At 61.8% G+C, this 16,530-nt stretch carries 13 protein-coding genes and 1 pseudogene; 13 read left to right on the forward strand and 1 reads right to left on the reverse strand.

Translation table 11 applies throughout. The features are described from left to right. The first annotated feature begins 3 nt into the window (after positions 1-3). The 9 genes from dxr (at position 4) to lpxB (ending at position 9,248) form a co-directional block, all read left to right on the forward strand. On the forward strand, positions 4-1,176 hold the full coding sequence (gene dxr, locus ETW23_RS08755) for a 1-deoxy-D-xylulose-5-phosphate reductoisomerase (RefSeq protein WP_134829770.1): 1,173 nt from the start codon (positions 4-6) through the stop codon (positions 1,174-1,176). 4 nt (positions 1,177-1,180) lie between these two features. Next, positions 1,181-2,530, forward strand: coding sequence for an RIP metalloprotease RseP (gene rseP / locus ETW23_RS08760; RefSeq protein WP_129370705.1), 1,350 nt, complete (start codon positions 1,181-1,183; stop codon positions 2,528-2,530). Positions 2,531-2,673: 143 nt separating this feature from the next. After that, positions 2,674-2,799 (forward strand): hypothetical protein, encoded by a 126-nt coding sequence (locus ETW23_RS26570; RefSeq protein ID WP_275423037.1) that lies wholly within the window; start codon positions 2,674-2,676, stop codon positions 2,797-2,799. 126 nt (positions 2,800-2,925) lie between these two features. Next, the gene (gene bamA, locus ETW23_RS08765; RefSeq protein WP_134829771.1) at positions 2,926-5,340 is read left to right on the forward strand and encodes an outer membrane protein assembly factor BamA; all 2,415 of its coding nucleotides are present in this window, start codon (positions 2,926-2,928) and stop codon (positions 5,338-5,340) included. A 73-nt stretch (positions 5,341-5,413) separates the two neighbouring features. Beyond that, positions 5,414-5,959 carry an OmpH family outer membrane protein gene (locus ETW23_RS08770; protein ID WP_247676680.1) on the forward strand — a complete coding sequence of 182 codons (546 nt, stop codon included), beginning with the start codon at positions 5,414-5,416 and terminating at the stop codon, positions 5,957-5,959. Positions 5,960-6,034: 75 nt separating this feature from the next. Further along, entirely contained in the window at positions 6,035-6,505 is a 471-nt protein-coding gene (gene fabZ / locus ETW23_RS08775) for a 3-hydroxyacyl-ACP dehydratase FabZ (protein WP_129370710.1), read from the forward strand. Position 6,506: 1 nt separating this feature from the next. Continuing rightward, positions 6,507-7,292 carry an acyl-ACP--UDP-N-acetylglucosamine O-acyltransferase gene (lpxA, locus tag ETW23_RS08780; protein ID WP_129370712.1) on the forward strand — a complete coding sequence of 262 codons (786 nt, stop codon included), beginning with the start codon at positions 6,507-6,509 and terminating at the stop codon, positions 7,290-7,292. A 4-nt stretch (positions 7,293-7,296) separates the two neighbouring features. Beyond that, on the forward strand, positions 7,297-8,085 hold the full coding sequence (locus ETW23_RS08785; RefSeq protein WP_129370714.1) for an LpxI family protein: 789 nt from the start codon (positions 7,297-7,299) through the stop codon (positions 8,083-8,085). Next, the gene (lpxB, locus tag ETW23_RS08790) at positions 8,082-9,248 is read left to right on the forward strand and encodes a lipid-A-disaccharide synthase (RefSeq protein WP_134829773.1); all 1,167 of its coding nucleotides are present in this window, start codon (positions 8,082-8,084) and stop codon (positions 9,246-9,248) included. The genes ETW23_RS08785 and lpxB overlap by 4 nt, the downstream gene beginning before the upstream one ends. A 232-nt stretch (positions 9,249-9,480) precedes the next feature. Here lpxB and mnmA read toward each other — a convergent pair. Then, positions 9,481-10,625, reverse strand: a pseudogene (gene mnmA, locus ETW23_RS08795) (tRNA 2-thiouridine(34) synthase MnmA). Between the two features lie 147 nt (positions 10,626-10,772). Here mnmA and ETW23_RS08800 point away from each other — a divergent pair. The 4 genes from ETW23_RS08800 (at position 10,773) to recG (ending at position 16,406) form a co-directional block, all read left to right on the forward strand. Next, positions 10,773-11,060 (forward strand): DUF1153 domain-containing protein, encoded by a 288-nt coding sequence (locus ETW23_RS08800; RefSeq protein ID WP_129370719.1) that lies wholly within the window; start codon positions 10,773-10,775, stop codon positions 11,058-11,060. Positions 11,061-11,177: 117 nt separating this feature from the next. Beyond that, positions 11,178-11,897 (forward strand): response regulator transcription factor CtrA, encoded by a 720-nt coding sequence (ctrA, locus tag ETW23_RS08805; RefSeq protein ID WP_129370721.1) that lies wholly within the window; start codon positions 11,178-11,180, stop codon positions 11,895-11,897. A 169-nt stretch (positions 11,898-12,066) separates the two neighbouring features. Further along, on the forward strand, positions 12,067-14,319 hold the full coding sequence (ligA, locus tag ETW23_RS08810; protein ID WP_254695180.1) for an NAD-dependent DNA ligase LigA: 2,253 nt from the start codon (positions 12,067-12,069) through the stop codon (positions 14,317-14,319). Beyond that, positions 14,316-16,406 carry an ATP-dependent DNA helicase RecG gene (gene recG, locus ETW23_RS08815; RefSeq protein ID WP_134829774.1) on the forward strand — a complete coding sequence of 697 codons (2,091 nt, stop codon included), beginning with the start codon at positions 14,316-14,318 and terminating at the stop codon, positions 16,404-16,406. Before ligA ends, recG begins: the two co-directional genes overlap by 4 nt. Positions 16,407-16,530 lie beyond the last annotated feature (124 nt).

Here is a 16,530-nt window from a genome sequence, read left to right on the forward strand (position 1 = left end):
GCTATGCGGAAAGTCTCGATTTTCGGCGCGACGGGCTCGATTGGCCAGAACACCATCGATCTGATCCGCCGCGCGCCGGATGCTTATGACGTGGTGGCGCTGACCGGCGGCGCCAATATCGCGCGGCTGGCCGAAGACGCTGTTGCGCTGCGGGCTGATGTTGCTGTGACTGCTTATGACAACCGCCTGCCGGATCTGCGCGCGGCGCTGGCAGGCACCGGCGTCGAGGCCGCAGCAGGGCAGGCGGCGCTGGTGGAGGCTGCTGCACGGCCTGCCGATTGGATCATGTCGGCCATTGTGGGCGCGGCTGGTCTGGCTCCGGGGCTGGAGGCGCTGAAACACGGCACCACCCTGGCGCTGGCCAACAAGGAATCGCTGGTCTGCGCCGGCCGGTTGCTGCTGGAGACCGCAGCGGCGCACGGCGCCCGGCTGCTGCCGGTGGACAGCGAGCATTCGGCGGTGTTCCAGGGGCTGGCAGGCGAAGATATTGAAGCGGTTGAACGGATCATTATCACCGCGTCCGGCGGTGCATTCCGGGACTGGCCGCTGGAGGACCTGCCAAGTGCAAGCCTGGCGCAGGCGTCCTCGCACCCCAATTGGGATATGGGTCAGCGGATCACCATCGACAGCGCATCCATGTTCAATAAAGCACTGGAAGTTGTTGAAACTCGTGAATACTTTGGTGTCCGGCCTGAACAGATCGAGGTGCTGGTGCATCCCGAATCGCTGGTCCATGCACTGGTTGGTTTCAAGGACGGAGCGCTGATGGCGCATCTGGGCGCGCCGGACATGCGGCACGCCATCGGATACGCGCTGCATTGGCCGGAACGCCGGGAACTGCCGGTGGAGCGGCTGGATCTGGCCCGTATCGGCCAGTTGAATTTCCGTGCGCCGGACCCGGCCCGGTACCCGGCGCTGCGCCTGGCCTATGATGTGATGGACCGCGGCGGTATGATGGGCGCGGCCTTCAACGGGGCCAAGGAACAGGCGCTGGATGACTTCATCGCAGGCCGCATCCGGTTCACTGATATGTCGGCTGTCACCGAGACCGCGCTGGAGCGCATGTCAGCGGAACGTGACCTCATTGATGCCGCAATGACACTTGATAACGTGACCCGGGTTGACCATCTCGCCCGGCAACAGGCGGCGCGCGCCGCAGAAGAACGCATAGGGTAGATCTTTGGACGTACTTGCTTTTGTCCCGCAGTTTGGCGGATTTCTTTATACGATTGCCAGCTTTGTCATCGCCCTGTCGGTGATAGTGGCCGTGCATGAATACGGCCACTATATCGTTGGCCGCTGGTCGGGGATTCACGCCGAAGTGTTCTCGCTGGGGTTCGGCCCGGTGCTGTGGAGTCGGGTGGACAAGCACGGCACCCGCTGGCAGGTTGCCGCGCTGCCGTTCGGCGGTTATGTGAAATTCCTGGGTGATGCCGATGCGGCCTCGGGCAAGGATGCCGGGGCAATGCAAGCCGCCGCTGACGATCCGGCCGCGCTGCGCCGGACCATGCATGGCGCGCCGTTGTGGGCCCGGACCGCAACTGTCGCAGCCGGGCCGGTGTTCAACTTTGTGATGTCGGCGATCATCTTTACCGCGGTTGCGATGTCTCAGGGCATCATGCGCGACCCGCTGACCATTGGCGCGCTGGCGCCGCTGCCTGGGGTCGAGAGCGGCCTGCAGCAGGGGGATGAGCTGATCACAGCGGGTGGCATTGCGGTGCCAAGCTATACCGATCCCGATGCCTGGGAGGCCTTTCGCGAAGCTCTGCCGCAAGAGCAGCCGCTGGAATATCAAGTGCGCCGCGACGGCAGAGACATCAGCGTCAACGGACCGTATCTTTACCCGCCCTATGTGCGCGGTGTGGTGCCGCGCAGTGCAGCCGCGGATGCCGGATTGCAGCCGGAAGACGTGATCCTGGCGATGAACGGCGCGCCGGTTGTGTCCTTTGACCAGCTCAAGACGCACGTCGAGGCCGCGGACGGCAAAGTGCTGGTGCTGGACGTCTGGCGGGACGGCGAGCAGGTCGAAATGGCCTTGGCGCCGCGTCGCACGGATGAGCCGCAGCCGGATGGCGGTTTTGCCACCCGCTGGCGGATCGGCATCATTGGCGGCCTGGCCTTTGAACCGGCCACGGTATCCGCAGGCTTCGGCGCCTCATTGGCGGCGGGCACCTATCAGGTTTGGGCAGTGGTGGAGACCTCGTTGTCGGGGCTGAAACATATGATCACCGGCGCCATCAGCACCTGCAACCTGTCCGGGCCGATCGGCATTGCCGAAACTTCGGGCGCGATGGCCAGCCAGGGGGCTGAGAGCTTTATCCGCTTCATTGCGGTGCTGTCGACCGCCGTGGGCCTGCTGAACCTGTTCCCGGTGCCCGCGCTGGATGGCGGCCATCTGATGTTCTACGCCTACGAGGCGGTGTCAGGCCGCCCGCCCAGCGACCGGGCGGTGCGGGTGCTGATGTCGCTTGGTATCGCCATCGTGCTGTCGCTGATGGTGTTCGCTCTTGGCAATGACTTGTTCTGCTGAGAAGCCGGCACAGAAAGGATGACTTCGGGCGGCCATGTTGCCGCCCAAGTGCTGCCACATTCTCCCGTTAACTTTTTATCAACCCGCAGATTGTGCCGGATAGGCGCTTTGCGGATTGGTGAACGATAACTGGGGGACGACCGATGCAGACACTCTCGCAATCTTACCAGGGCCTGGGCCTGTTGGTCCGGCTGAATTGGGACCGTGCGCTGACGGGATTTGCCGTCCTGGGCGCATTGACCGCAGGCGCCTGGCTCGCCGCATTGTGATTCCAGCAACCGGCGCGCAAGCCCGCCGCGCCGGTTGCTGCCAGACTGCGCTTTGTTGGTTTTGACAAGCGCTTTCAAACCCGGTACGCACATCCCAAAGCTGCTATAATAATCGGGTTTTGAAAAATGGTTTGGGGGAAAGTCGCAGGCAAGTCCTGTGGTGAGCGTAAGTCGGGCATCAACATCTTGTACCGTAAAGTTTCGGCTATTTCTCTGGCGGTTGCGCTGGGTTATGCATTGTCTCCGCTGCCGGCCGAGGCGCAAAGCTTCCGTTTCAATACGGTCCAGGTCGAGGGCAATCAGCGGATCCAGACGTCCACTGTTGTTGCCTACACCGGGATCGAACGGGGGCAGACTGTCAGTGCGGGCGAGTTGAACGACGCCTATCAGCGCATCCTTGACAGTGGCGTATTTGAAACAGTGGAATTGGTGCCGCGCGGCAATACGCTGGTGATCAAAGTCACCGAATTCCCGACCATCAATCAGATCAGCTTTGAGGGCAACCGCCGTCTCAAGGATGATTCCCTGGACCAGATTATCGAATCTGCACCGCGCCGGGTGTTCAGCCCCTCGCAGGCCGAACGCGATGCCGCCGCAATTGCCGAGGCGTACAGCGTTCAAGGCCGTCTGGCGTCGCGCGTGACCCCGCGGATTATCCGCCGCAACAACAACCGGGTCGACCTGGTGTTCGAGATTTCCGAAGGCGACACCATCGAGGTGGAGCGCGTCTCCTTCACCGGCAACCGGGTCTATTCTGACCGCCGTCTGCGCCGGATCCTGCAGACCAAGCAGGCTGGATTTCTGCGCGGTTTCATCAACTCGGACACGTTGATCGAGGACCGGCTGGAATTCGACAAGCAGGTACTGCGTGATTTCTACCTGTCGCGCGGTTACGTGGATTTCCGGGTGAACAGTTCCAACGCCGAGGTCACGCGCGAGCGGGATGCGGTTTTCCTGGTGGTCGATGTGACCGAAGGCCAGCAGTTCAAGTTCGGCAATGTCTCGGTCACCAGCGAAATGCCCGAAGCGGATGCCGACCTGTTCCGCTCCACATTGAAGATCAAGCCCGGTGTGGTCTATTCCCCGACATTGGTCGAGAATGCAATCGACCGGATGGAAGGGCTGGCTGTCCGCACTGAGATCGATTTTCTGCGGGTCGAACCGCGAGTTACCCGCAATGAGCGGGATCTGACCTTGGATATCGAATTCGTGTTGCGCCGCGGTCCGCGGGTGTTTGTCGAACGCATCGATATCGAAGGCAATACCACCACGCTGGACCGGGTGGTCCGTCAGCAATTCCGCTCGGTGGAAGGCGATCCCTTCAATCCGCGGTCCATCCGCAACAGTGCAGAGCGTATCCGGGCGCTTGGTTATTTTGCCAACGCGGATGTTGAAACCCGCGAGGGCAGCTCGTCCGATCAGGTGATCATCGACGTCGACGTCGAGGAACAGCCGACCGGCTCCCTGAACCTTGGCGGTGCATATTCTGTCACGGATGGTTTCGGGGTCAGCGTCGGCCTGACTGAGAACAACTTCCTGGGCCGCGGTCAGCGGCTTTCATTCAATATCGCCACGGCGACGGAATCGGATTCCTATGTGCTGGGCTTTACCGAGCCTTCGCTTCTGGGGCGGGATCTTCGGTTCGATCTGGACCTCGGTCTCAATGAAACCGACTCCAGTTTCTCGGAATACCGCACCAAACGGATCTTCTTCCAGCCCGCGCTGACATTCAACACAGGCGAGGATACCTCGCTTCAGGTCCGCTATACTTGGGATGCGGACGAGATGCTGTTCAGCGATAGCGAGGATGACGACACGACCTCCTTCCTGGCGAGTCCGGTTATCCGCAATGAAATCGCGCAGGGTGAACGTTCGTCGAGTGCCATCGGCTTCACCTACCGCTATGACAGCCGTTTGACAGGCCTGGATCCGACTGCTGGCTTCCTGGTTGAAGTCGGCGCCGACTATGCTGGTCTGGGCGGAGATTCTGAATACTTCAAGACCACAACCAAGATTGTGGCGCAGAAACAGATTCTGAATGAGGAAGTCACGATCCGTGCGACCTTGGAGGCGGGTGCGTTCCAATGGGAGGGCAGCGGTTCCAGCCGCTCGATCGACCGGTTTGTGCTGACGCCGTCAGTTATGCGCGGGTTTGAACCCGGTGGTATCGGTCCCCGCGATCAGTCTGCGGTGACAGGCGGGACTGGTAACTACAACGACTTCCTGGGCGGCAACTACTATGCGGTGGCCCGCTTTGATGCGGAATTCCCGCTGGGCCTGCCTGAGGAACTGGGGATGCGCGGCGCCCTGTTCTATGATGTCGGCAGCCTTTGGGGAACACAGAACGTGGATACTTCCGGCGCCACCAGCAGCGGCAACGGTGTCGTGGGTTCCAGCAGATCGTTCCGCCACGTCGTTGGCGTCTCTCTGCTGTGGACCACCGGGATCGGCCCGCTGCGCTTCAACTTCTCCAAGGCCCTCCAGAAAGAGGACTTTGACCAGGAACAGAGTTTCGACCTGACCTTGCAGGCGCGGTTCTGATCTGGTGCGGCGGCCTGCGCCCAGTTATTGGGCAGCGCTTGGTCTTGCCATAGCGCTGTCCGGGTCCGGAACATTGTCGGCCCTGGCCCAGGAGCCGACTTCACCACCCCCGAATACGGGCACGGAATTCCAGCTGGGGCTGCCGCAAAGCGGCATCCTCACCATCCAGCCTGACCGGCTGTTTTCCGAAAGCGCCTTTGGCAAGCGGGTGGAGCGCGAGATTGAGGCCGAGGGCGCGGTGCTGACCGCGGAAAACCGCCGCATCGAGGCTGAACTGCGCGCCGAGGAGCTGGAGCTAACCGAACGCCGCAGCGACATGGCGCCGGACGCCTTCCGCGCCCTAGCGGATGCTTTTGATCAGAAGGTGCAGGAAACCCGGCGCCGCCAGGACCAGAAGTTGCGTGAAATCAACCAGATGGGCGAGGAAGCCCGGAGGGAGTTCATCGCCGCCTCACTGCCGGTGCTGCAGCAGATCATGCGGGAGACCGGCGCAGGGGCGATTCTGGATCATGCTTCGGTGTTTCTGAGCGCGAATGCCGCTGATATCACCAGCCTGGCAATCGGCCGGATAGACGAGGTTCTTGGCGATGGCGCAGCAGATGAGGAGAGTGAGCGCTGAGTGTGCGAACTTGCCCAACTGCCCTCTGCTTGCTAGGGACGGCGCAGCATAATTGACGATAATGGGAAACCACGCATGACCACCGAGCTGCAAAATGCTGACATTCAACTGATCCAGCGGATTCTGCCGCACCGCTACCCGTTCCTGCTGGTCGACAAGGTGGTTGATATCGACAGCTACAAATCGGCGCGCGGCATCAAGAATGTCACCATGAACGAGCCGCATTTCCAGGGCCATTTCCCGGGAACGCCGATCATGCCGGGTGTTACCATCGTCGAGGCGATGGCGCAGACCGCAGGCGTGATGCTGGGCGTTGGCATGGACATGGTCGATACCGACCTGCTGATCTATTTCATGAACATCGACAAATGCAAATTCCGCCGCAAGGTGGTGCCGGGCGACGTGCTGGAAATGCATGTGGAAACCCTGCGCGGCAAACCGGGCGGCAAGATCTTCAAGTTCCTGGGGCGCGCCACGGTGGACGGCGAAGTCGCCGCAGAAGCCGAATTCACTGCGATGGTAGACCGTCAGGTGGAGGGCGCCTGAAATGAGCAGCATCCACCCCAGCGCCATTATTGAAGACGGTGCCAAAATCGGCGAAGGCTGCGAGATCGGCCCGTTCTGCCTGGTTGGACCTGATGTTGTGCTGGGGGACCGGGTTGTTCTGAAATCCCATGTGGTGGTCACTGGCGACACCGAGATCGGCGACGAAACCGTTGTCTTCTCTTTTTCGGTGCTGGGCGAGATCCCGCAGGACCTGAAGTTCAAGGGCGAGAAGTGCAAGACCGTGATCGGCAAGCGCAACCGTTTCCGCGAACATGTGACGGTGAATGCCGGCACCGGCGGCGGCGGCGGCGTGACCCGTATCGGCGACGACGGGTTGTTCATGGCAGGTTGCCACATCGCCCATGACGCCCAGGTCGGCGACCGGGTGATTGTGGTGAACTCCGCCGCGGTGGCGGGCCACTGCGTGCTGGAGGATGACGTGATCATCGGCGGACTGTCAGGCATCCACCAATGGGTGCGCATTGGCCGCGGCGCCATCATCGGCGCGGTCACCATGGTGACCAATGATGTGATCCCCTACGGGTTGGTCCAGGCGCAGCGGGGCGAGCTGGACGGGTTGAACCTGGTCGGCCTCAAACGCCGCGGTGTCGCCCGCAGCGACATCACAGCCTTGCGTGCGGCGTTTCAGATGCTGGCCCAGGGCGAGGGCACCTTTCAGGAGCGCGCCAAGCGGCTGGGGGACGAGAGCGACAGCGAATACGTGCAGCGGATCGTCGCCTTTATCACCGGCGGCAGCGACCGCTCTTTCCTGACACCGGGGGGCTGAGACCATGCTGGCAGTGATTGCAGGTACCGGTGAACTGCCGGCTGAAGTTGTCTCCCGTGTTGCCGGCCGGCCGCTGATCTGCGCGATGGCAGGGTCGGAACCTGACGCGGTGGATGCGGAAGTGACATTCCGGTTTGAACAGCTGGGATCCTTTCTGGAACGCTTGAAGGCCGCAGACGTGACCGAGATCTGCATGGCAGGCGCGGTGCGCCGTCCCAATATCGACCCTTCGGCCATTGATGCCGCGACGATGCCGCTGGTTCCGGTGCTGCAGGCGGCGCTGGCCGCTGGCGATGACGGGGCATTGCGGGCGATCATTGGCATTTTTGAACAGGCCGGGTTCACTGTCCGCGCCGCGCATGAAGTGGCGCCGGATCTGCTTATGGCAGAGGGCGTGCCGACCAAGGTGCAGCCGGGGGAGCTGGACAAGGCGGATGCTGTGCGGGGCGCTGAAATTGTCGCCGCCATGTGTGCGGCTGATATTGGCCAGTCCTGTGCAGTACGTAAGCAGCAGGCCATTGCGGTCGAGAACATCTTCGGCACCGACTGGATGCTGGCCTCGCTGCTGCACCGCCCGGATGGGCAGGGCGGTTTGCTGTTCAAGGCGCCTAAACCGGCGCAGGACCGCCGTGCTGACCTCCCCACCATTGGTGCCGGGACAGTTGAAGCCGCGGCCAGGGCCGGATTGTCCGGCATCGCATTGGAAGCAGGCGGCGTGATCGTGCTGGATCAGGAGGCGGTCATTTCGGCCTGTAACCGGCTGGGCCTGTTCCTGTGGCTGCGCAAGGGATGAGCCTGCGGGTGTTCATTCTGGCGGGCGAGCCTTCGGGCGACCGGCTGGGCGGGGCGCTTATGGCGGGATTGAAACAGCTGGCGCCGGAGGCGGTTTTCGACGGCATCGGCGGCGCGCTGATGGCCGAGCAGGGGCTGTTCTCGCGGTTTCCGATGGATGAGCTGTCGGTGATGGGGCTGGCCGAGGTGCTGCCGAAGTACCGCCATCTGAAACGCCGGATCCGGGAAACTGCCGATGCGGTTCTGGAAACCAGGCCGGATGTGCTGATCACTATCGACAGCCCGGATTTCTCGCTGCGGGTGGCGCGGCTGGTCAAAGAGCAAAGCAATATCCGCACGGTTCATTACGTGGCGCCCTCGGTTTGGGCGTGGCGGCCCAAACGGGCAGGCAAAATGGCTGAGGTCATCGACCATGTGCTGGCACTGCTGCCGTTTGAGCCGCCCCTTATGGAGAAGGCCGGGATGGCCTGCGACTTCGCCGGCCACCCGGTGGTCGCCGAGCCGCAGGCCACGCGCGAAGAGGTTGCTGCGTTCCGGCAGGAATTTGGTCTGGGGAATGCGCCCTTTGTGCTGGCGCTGCCAGGTTCGCGGCGCTCTGAGATATCGCGGCTGGCGCCGGACTTCGGGGCGGCCTTGAAACGGTTCCTGGAGACGCACCCGGACTATAAGGTGGTCGTTCCTGCCGCCGCACCGGTGGCAGGGCTGGTTGCGGAGGCTTTGCAGGGCTGGCCCGAAGGCACAGTCCTGATCGACCCGAACAAATTTGATCCCGCCACGGCCAAGGCCCACAAACGCGCCGCCTTTGCTGCGGCGGATCTGGCGCTGGCCGCTTCTGGCACGGTGTCGCTGGAACTGGCCGCCGCGGCCACGCCGATGGTGATTGCGTATAAATTCCAATGGCTGACCTGGCAGATCATGAAACGCATGGCGCTGATCGACACCGTGACGCTGGTCAACCTGGTGAGCGATACCCGCGTGGTGCCGGAATGTCTGGGGCCGGAGTGCACACCGGACAATATAGCTGCCCGGCTGGCTGCGGTTTCAGCCGACCCTGGCGCGCAATTGGGTGCCATGGACATGACGATGCAACGTCTTGGCAAGGGCGGTGAAGAGCCCGGGCTACGGGCGGCGCGGGCTGTCTTGGACCGTCTCCCCCAGATGTAAGCAGAGCGCGGCGGAGACTGACGCCTCCGCCGCGCGGCTTTCGGTAGCGCGGGCGCTGCGCCCCGCGCGGGGCGTGCCGCCTACGCACAGAAAAACATCTGCGGACCGGCAGGATGATGCGGTGGGTTTGATTCTGCGGAGAAGCGCCTGAGGGCAGGACCGGCCTCAGGCGCTTTTGCAATCTTATGGGAATTGCCGGGTCAGGGAAGGCGCAATTGGCTGGCTGCGTTTCTCAGTAACCGCGCCAGATCCAACCGCCGCCAAAGATGCGGGAGCCTTCGCTGGCGTAGAACACGCAGGCCTGACCGGGAGAGACGCCTTCCTCCGGGGTCAACAGCTCGACCTCGGCGGTTGTATCGCTCAGAGGACGGATAATCGCCTCACGCGGGGGCGGGTGGAGCGGACCCTGACCTTCACATGCCATTCATCCTGCGAGGTGAAGGCCGTGTCGCCCAGCCAGTTGATTTCGCGCACCGGGATAGTGCGGGTGGCCAGCAGTTCCTTGGGGCCGACGACAACCTGTTTCGTGTCTACGTCCAGCTTCACCACGTACAGCGGCTCGGAAAGCCCGCCGATGCCCAGGCCGCGGCGCTGGCCGATGGTGTAATGCAGCACCCCGTCGTGGCGGCCCAGCACCCGTCCGTCGGAATGAACGATGTCGCCCGGCTCCGCAGCACCGGGGCGCAGTTTTTCGATTACCCCGGCATAGTTTCCGTCCGGCACAAAACAGATGTCCTGACTGTCCGGCTTGTCGGCCACCGCCAACCCGTACTGCGCCGCCATCTCCCGCGTTGCGTCCTTAGAGGGCAGGTGGCCCAGCGGAAAGCGCAGATAATCCAGTTGTTCCGGCGTCGTTGAGAACAGGAAGTAGCTCTGGTCGCGGTTCGCATCCTCGGCGCTGTGCAGCTCTGCCCCGTTTGCCCCCATCATGCGCTGGATGTAGTGGCCTGTGGCCATGCAGTCGGCCTCCAGATCCTTGGCGGTCTCCAGCAGATCCTTGAACTTCACCCGCTCGTTGCAGCGGATGCAAGGCACCGGGGTTGCACCGGCCAGATAGCTGTCTGCGAACTCGTCAATCACCGCATCCTTAAAAATGTTCTCATAATCCAGGACGTAATGCGGGAAGCCGCGCTCCTCGGCGACGCGCCGCGCGTCGTGGATATCGATGCCCGCACAGCAGGCCCCCTTTTTGGCCAGCGCCGCGCCGTGATCGTAGAGCTGCAGTGTCACGCCGACCACGTCATAGCCCTGATCGGCCAAGTATGCAGCGACAACAGAGCTGTCGACACCGCCTGACATGGCCACCACCACCCGGGTTTCCGAGGGCGGTTTGGCAAAGCCGAGCGAGTTTAGTTTTGAGTCGTGGTCCAGCGCCATGGGGCAGCTCCTGAAGGCAAGGGGGCAGGCGCCGCAGAATATAGGAAAATCCTACAGACTCTCAAGGGCCGTGGTTCACGTGCCGTTAAGCCTGATCGGAAATTCTTGTGCCAGACCTCAACGAAAAAGATCTTCGAGGGAAGAAAGATGTTTTTGAAGAAAGTTGACGGGCCGCGGGCCGTCACCCTGCCGGATGGCACCATCATGACCCGGGCGGATCTGCCGCCGGCAACCACCAGGCGCTGGGTTGCCTCTCGCAAGGCCGCGGTGGTGCGCGGTGTTCTGTACGGGCTGCTGCCTCAGAAAGAGGCCATGCAACGTTACGGGCTGAGCGAGGAAGAGTTCCGAAGCTGGGTTGCAGCGGTTGCAGACCATGGCGAAGAGGCCCTGAAAACCACGCGTCTCAAGAAATTCCGCAGCCCTGACGCAAAATAAACAAGCCCGCCCTTGAGTTGCATTTGTAAATTAACCATCATGGTAACGAGGCATTAACTTTTTTCCACCAAGGTTAACGCGACCTGAGGGAAACAGTGTACAGGCGGAGAAAATAATATGCGCATTCTGCTGGTTGAGGATGATCCGACCACGGCCAAAAGCATCGAACTGATGCTGACCCATGCCAACCTGAACGTCTACTCGACGGATTTGGGGGAAGAAGGGATCGATCTGGCTAAACTTTACGACTATGACCTGATCCTGCTGGATCTGGGGCTGCCCGATATGAACGGCCACGAGGTCCTGCGCCAACTGCGCATGTCCCGTATCGAAACGCCGATTCTGATACTGTCCGGTGCCGATGATACCGACAATAAGATCAAGGGCTTCGGCTTTGGCGCGGATGACTATCTGACCAAGCCTTTCCACCGTGAGGAACTGGTGGCGCGGATCCACGCGATCATCCGCCGTTCCAAGGGGCATTCGCAGTCCATCATCAAGACCGGCAAGATTGCGGTCAACCTGGATGCCAAGACGGTTGAGACCGATGGCAAGGCGGTGCATCTGACCGGCAAGGAATACCAGATGCTGGAGCTTTTGTCGCTGCGCAAGGGCACCACGCTGACCAAGGAGATGTTCCTGAACCATCTTTATGGCGGCATGGATGAGCCTGAACTGAAGATCATTGATGTTTTCATCTGCAAGTTGCGTAAGAAGCTCAGCAACGCAACAGGCGGCGAGAATTACATCGAAACCGTCTGGGGCCGCGGTTATGTGCTGCGTGATCCGCAGGAAGACCACCTGTCAGGCGGCCAGCGAATGGCTGTCGGCGCCTGAAAGGATGATCACCCGGGCGGCACATGATAATGTGCCGCCGGTTGCAAGGACCTGCCGGTTGGCGGGTCTTTTTGCTTTTTGACGCCTGCAGCATGCGGGCTGTCAGATGCGCTGGACGCGGCCAGCGCGGCAGCTTATCACCAAAAGGGAGAACGAAGAGGGACCGCGCGTGGCAGAGAAAACAGAAAAAGACGTGGCCAACCTGTCGGCTGAAGAAGCGCAGGCCGAGTTTCTCGGACTGGAAGAACAGCTTCGTGCGGCGGATTTGGCCTATCATCAGGCCGATGCGCCAGAAATCAGCGATGCGGCGTATGATTCGCTGAAACGGCGCTATCGTGCGCTGGCAGAGGCGTATCCGGATCTAGCGGCAAATGCCACTCAGCTTGATGCAGTGGGGGCTCCGGTTGCCTCTGGCTTTGGCAAGATCCCCCATTCGGTGCGGATGCTGTCGCTGGGCAACGCGTTTGAGGATGAGGACGTCGCCGATTTCGACCGCAGCATCCGCAAATACCTGGGCCTCACGCCTTCTGATGGATTGTCGTTTGCCGCCGAACCCAAGATCGACGGGCTATCGCTGTCACTGCGCTATGAACAGGGCGTTCTGATCCAGGCGGCAACGCGCGGCGATGGCAGCATTGGTGAAAATGTGACCGCCAACGCCCGAACCATTGCCGACATTCCACAGCAGCTGCACGGCGCGCCGGATGTTCTGGAAGTGCGCGGCGAAGTCTACATGAGCCACGCTGACTTTGAGGCGCTGAATGCCCGGCACGAAGAACGCGGCGGCAAGGTTTTTGCCAATCCGCGCAACGCCGCCGCAGGATCGCTGCGGCAGCTGGATGCGGAAATCACCCGGGCCCGGCCTTTGCGGTTCTTTGCCTACAGCTGGGGTGAACTGAGTGAATCCCTGGCAGAAACGCAGATGGAGGCAATTGCGCGGCTGCACTCCCTGGGGTTTCAAACAAACCCGCTGACCCGGTTGTGCGCAACTCTTGAAGAGATGATCAATCACTACCGCAGTATCGAAGAACAGCGCGCAACGCTTGGCTATGACATTGATGGCGTTGTGTATAAGGTCAATGATCTGGCCTTGCAGGGGCGGCTGGGCTTCCGCTCCACCACGCCCCGCTGGGCGATCGCGCATAAATTTCCGGCGGAACTCGCCTGGACCCGGCTGGAGTCCATCGACATTCAGGTCGGCCGTACAGGCGCGCTCAGCCCTGTGGCCCGCCTCACCCCTGTGACCGTAGGCGGGGTGGTGGTGTCGAATGCGACGCTGCACAACGAGGATTACATTCAGGGCCGCGATTCAAAGGGCGAGGAGATCCGGGGCGGCAAGGACATCCGCATCGGTGATTGGGTGCAGATATACCGGGCCGGTGACGTTATCCCGAAAGTGGCCGATGTGGATCTGACCAAGCGGCCCGCGGATGTCGCGCCCTATCAGTTCCCGCAAACTTGCCCGCAATGCGCCAGCCCGGCTGTGCGCGAGGAAGGCGATGCCGTGCGGCGCTGTTCCGGCGGCCTGATCTGCCCGGCGCAAGCGGTGGAAAAGCTGAAGCATTTTGTGTCCCGCGCAGCCTTTGACATTGAGGGTCTGGGCGCCAAACAGGTGGAGCAGTTTCATGCAGACGAGTGGGTGAAGGAACCCGCTGATATCTTTGATTTGCAAGAGAATTATGGATCCGGACTACAGCAGTTGAAGAACCGCGAAGGGTGGGGCGAAAAATCTGCGGATAACCTGTTTGCTGCGATTGCTGAAAAACGCACCATCCCGATGGCCAAACTGATATTTGCCCTGGGCATCCGCCACGCGGGCGAAGTTGCCGGCCGGGATCTGGCATTGCATTACCGGGATTGGCACGCGATGGCGGAGGCGGTTGACGCCGCACGACCCGCTGCGCTGGCGCACCGGGCAGCGGATGAAGCTGAGGAGGCTGAACGCCAGTCTGCCGCTCGGGAAGGCCGCCGTGCCCGCATCAAGGACGCCCGCGATGCGGCGATTGCCGCTTGCGGTGTTCCTGCCGGGGCTGCGTCCGTTTGGGCGGACCTTATCGGTGTCGATGGGATTGGCGCCGTGCTGGGCCTGTCCCTGTCAGATGCCTTTGCCAACCCCGAAGAACGCGCGGCCTTTGACCGGCTGGTGGCCAAGCTGACCATTGTGCCGCCGGACGCGCCTGCGGCGGACAGCCCGGTGGCGGGCAAGACCGTGGTCTTTACCGGCACGCTGGAAAAGATGACCCGCGCCGAAGCCAAGGCGCGGGCCGAAGCTTTGGGTGCCAAAGTGTCCGGCTCGGTGTCCAAAAAGACCGACATTCTGGTGGCCGGACCGGGCGCGGGGTCCAAGGCCAAGAAGGCGGCTGATCTGGGTATCAGAACAATGGACGAAGATAGCTGGCTGGAGCTGATTGCAGAGGCATGAGCGGACGTCCCGAAATCCTGTTTCCGCTGTTTGCTGGGGCCGAGACCTTGCAGGGGGTCGGTCCGAAGACTGCGCAATCCCTCACCCAGGTTGAGGTCGAGACACCGCGTGACTTGCTGTTTTCGCTGCCGTATTCGGTGGTGGACCGGCGGCGGCGCGATACTATCCGCGGGGTGGATCTGCCCGCCGTCGTTACAGTTGAAGTGACCATCGGCAGTCACCGCCCCGCCCGTAACCGGGGCGGCGCATACCGGATCCATGTGGAAGATGCGGAGACTGAATTCCAGCTTGTGTTCTTCCACGGCCGCAGCCGTTACCTTGAGGCTCAGCTGCCGGAGGGCGCGCGCCGTGTGATCTCGGGCAAGCTGGAGCTGTTTGACGGTCTGGCCCAGATGGTTCACCCGGACCACATGCTGCCGGTTGAGGAAGCGCATGAGATCCCGGAGTATGAGCCGGTCTACAGCCTGACCCACGGTGTTACCCAGAAAACCATGTATAAGGCAGCGCAAAGCGCGCTGTCGCGGATGCCGGAGCTGGCCGAATGGATCGACCCGGCGCAGATGCTGAAGGAAGCCTGGCCTGCCTGGCATGACGCGTTGCAAACGGCCCATGCACCGCAGGGTCCCGGTGATTTGGACCCGCAGGCGCCGGCTCGGGCGCGGCTGGCCTATGATGAGCTGTTTTCCCATCAGCTGACCCTGGCGCTGGCCCGCCAGACCGAACGTAAAGTTCGCGGTATTCAAAGCCAGGCCACCGGACGGCTGCAATCCCGCGTGCTCAAGGTTCTTCCGTACCGGCCGACCAGCGCGCAAGCCCGCGCGATTGACGAAATTTCGGCGGATATGGCCACTGGCAACCGGATGAACCGGCTTTTGCAGGGGGACGTGGGTTCTGGCAAAACCTTGGTTGCTTTCATGGCCTTGCTGGTTGCTGTTGAAGCAGGCGGGCAGGGTGTGATGATGGCTCCCACGGGGATTCTGGCGCAGCAGCATATGGAAGGGCTTGCACCGCTGGCCGAGGACGCAGGTGTGGTGATTGAGATCCTTACCGGACGCGACAAAGGCGCGGAGCGCAAGGCCAAGCTGGCGGCGCTGAAACGCGGTGACATTCACATCCTGATCGGTACCCACGCGGTGTTCCAGCAAGATGTGGAATTCCGCGATCTGCGGCTGGCCATTGTCGACGAACAGCACCGCTTCGGGGTGCGCCAGCGGATGGAGCTTGCGGAAAAAGGCAAGGGCGCTGATGTCCTGGTGATGACCGCTACGCCGATCCCGCGCTCGCTGGCACTGGCACAATATGGCGACATGGATGTTTCAGTGCTGGACGAAAAACCGCCGGGGCGCAAGCCGGTCAAGACCGCGGTGATCAGCACCGAGCGGATGCAGGAGGTGGTCGATCATCTGCGCAAGGCGATATCTGAAGGGCGTCAGTGTTACTGGGTTTGCCCGCTGGTCGATGAATCCGAGCTGAGCGACCTGACCGCCGCCGAGGAACGGTTCAAGCATCTGCGCGCCATTTTGGGCGAGGGCACTGTGGGATTGGTGCATGGCCAGATGCCGCCTGCGGACAAAGATGCGGCCATGGCGGCGTTCCAAAAAGGCGATACCAAGGTGTTGGTGGCCACCACGGTGATTGAGGTGGGGGTGAACGTTCCGAATGCCTCGATCATGGTGATTGAGCGGGCAGAGATCTTTGGCCTGGCGCAGCTGCACCAGCTGCGCGGCAGGGTGGGGCGCGGCAGTGCCCAGTCAACCTGCCTGTTGATGTACCAGCCTCCGTTGACTGAGGGCGGGCGTAAACGGCTTGAGGTCCTGCGCGAATCCGAGGACGGCTTCCGCATTTCGGAAACCGACCTGCAGATGCGCGGCGCGGGGGACATGATCGGTACCGCGCAATCCGGCCTGCCGCGGTTCCGTATTGCCGATTTGGAACGCCAGGCAGGGCTGATGGCCGTGGCGCAAAGCGACGCGCGGGCGCTGCTGGCCGCCGATCCCAAACTGGACAGCCCCCGCGGCAAGGCTGCGCGTGTTCTTCTGTGGCTGATGAAGCAGGATCAGGCAATCCGTTTGATTACAGTGGGTTAACGCGCATTCCAAAGCCTGTTCTCTGGCGGCGTTCCAATCTGTTCGCAAATGTTCTCAAAAAGTTCTTTACAGGTGTTCTTGAAAATGAGAACAAAGGGGCAACAAAATTGCCAGAGAGCGAAGA

Origin of the sequence: Leisingera sp. NJS201 (assembly GCF_004535885.1) — a bacterium.
In the GTDB taxonomy this organism is placed as follows: domain Bacteria; phylum Pseudomonadota; class Alphaproteobacteria; order Rhodobacterales; family Rhodobacteraceae; genus Leisingera.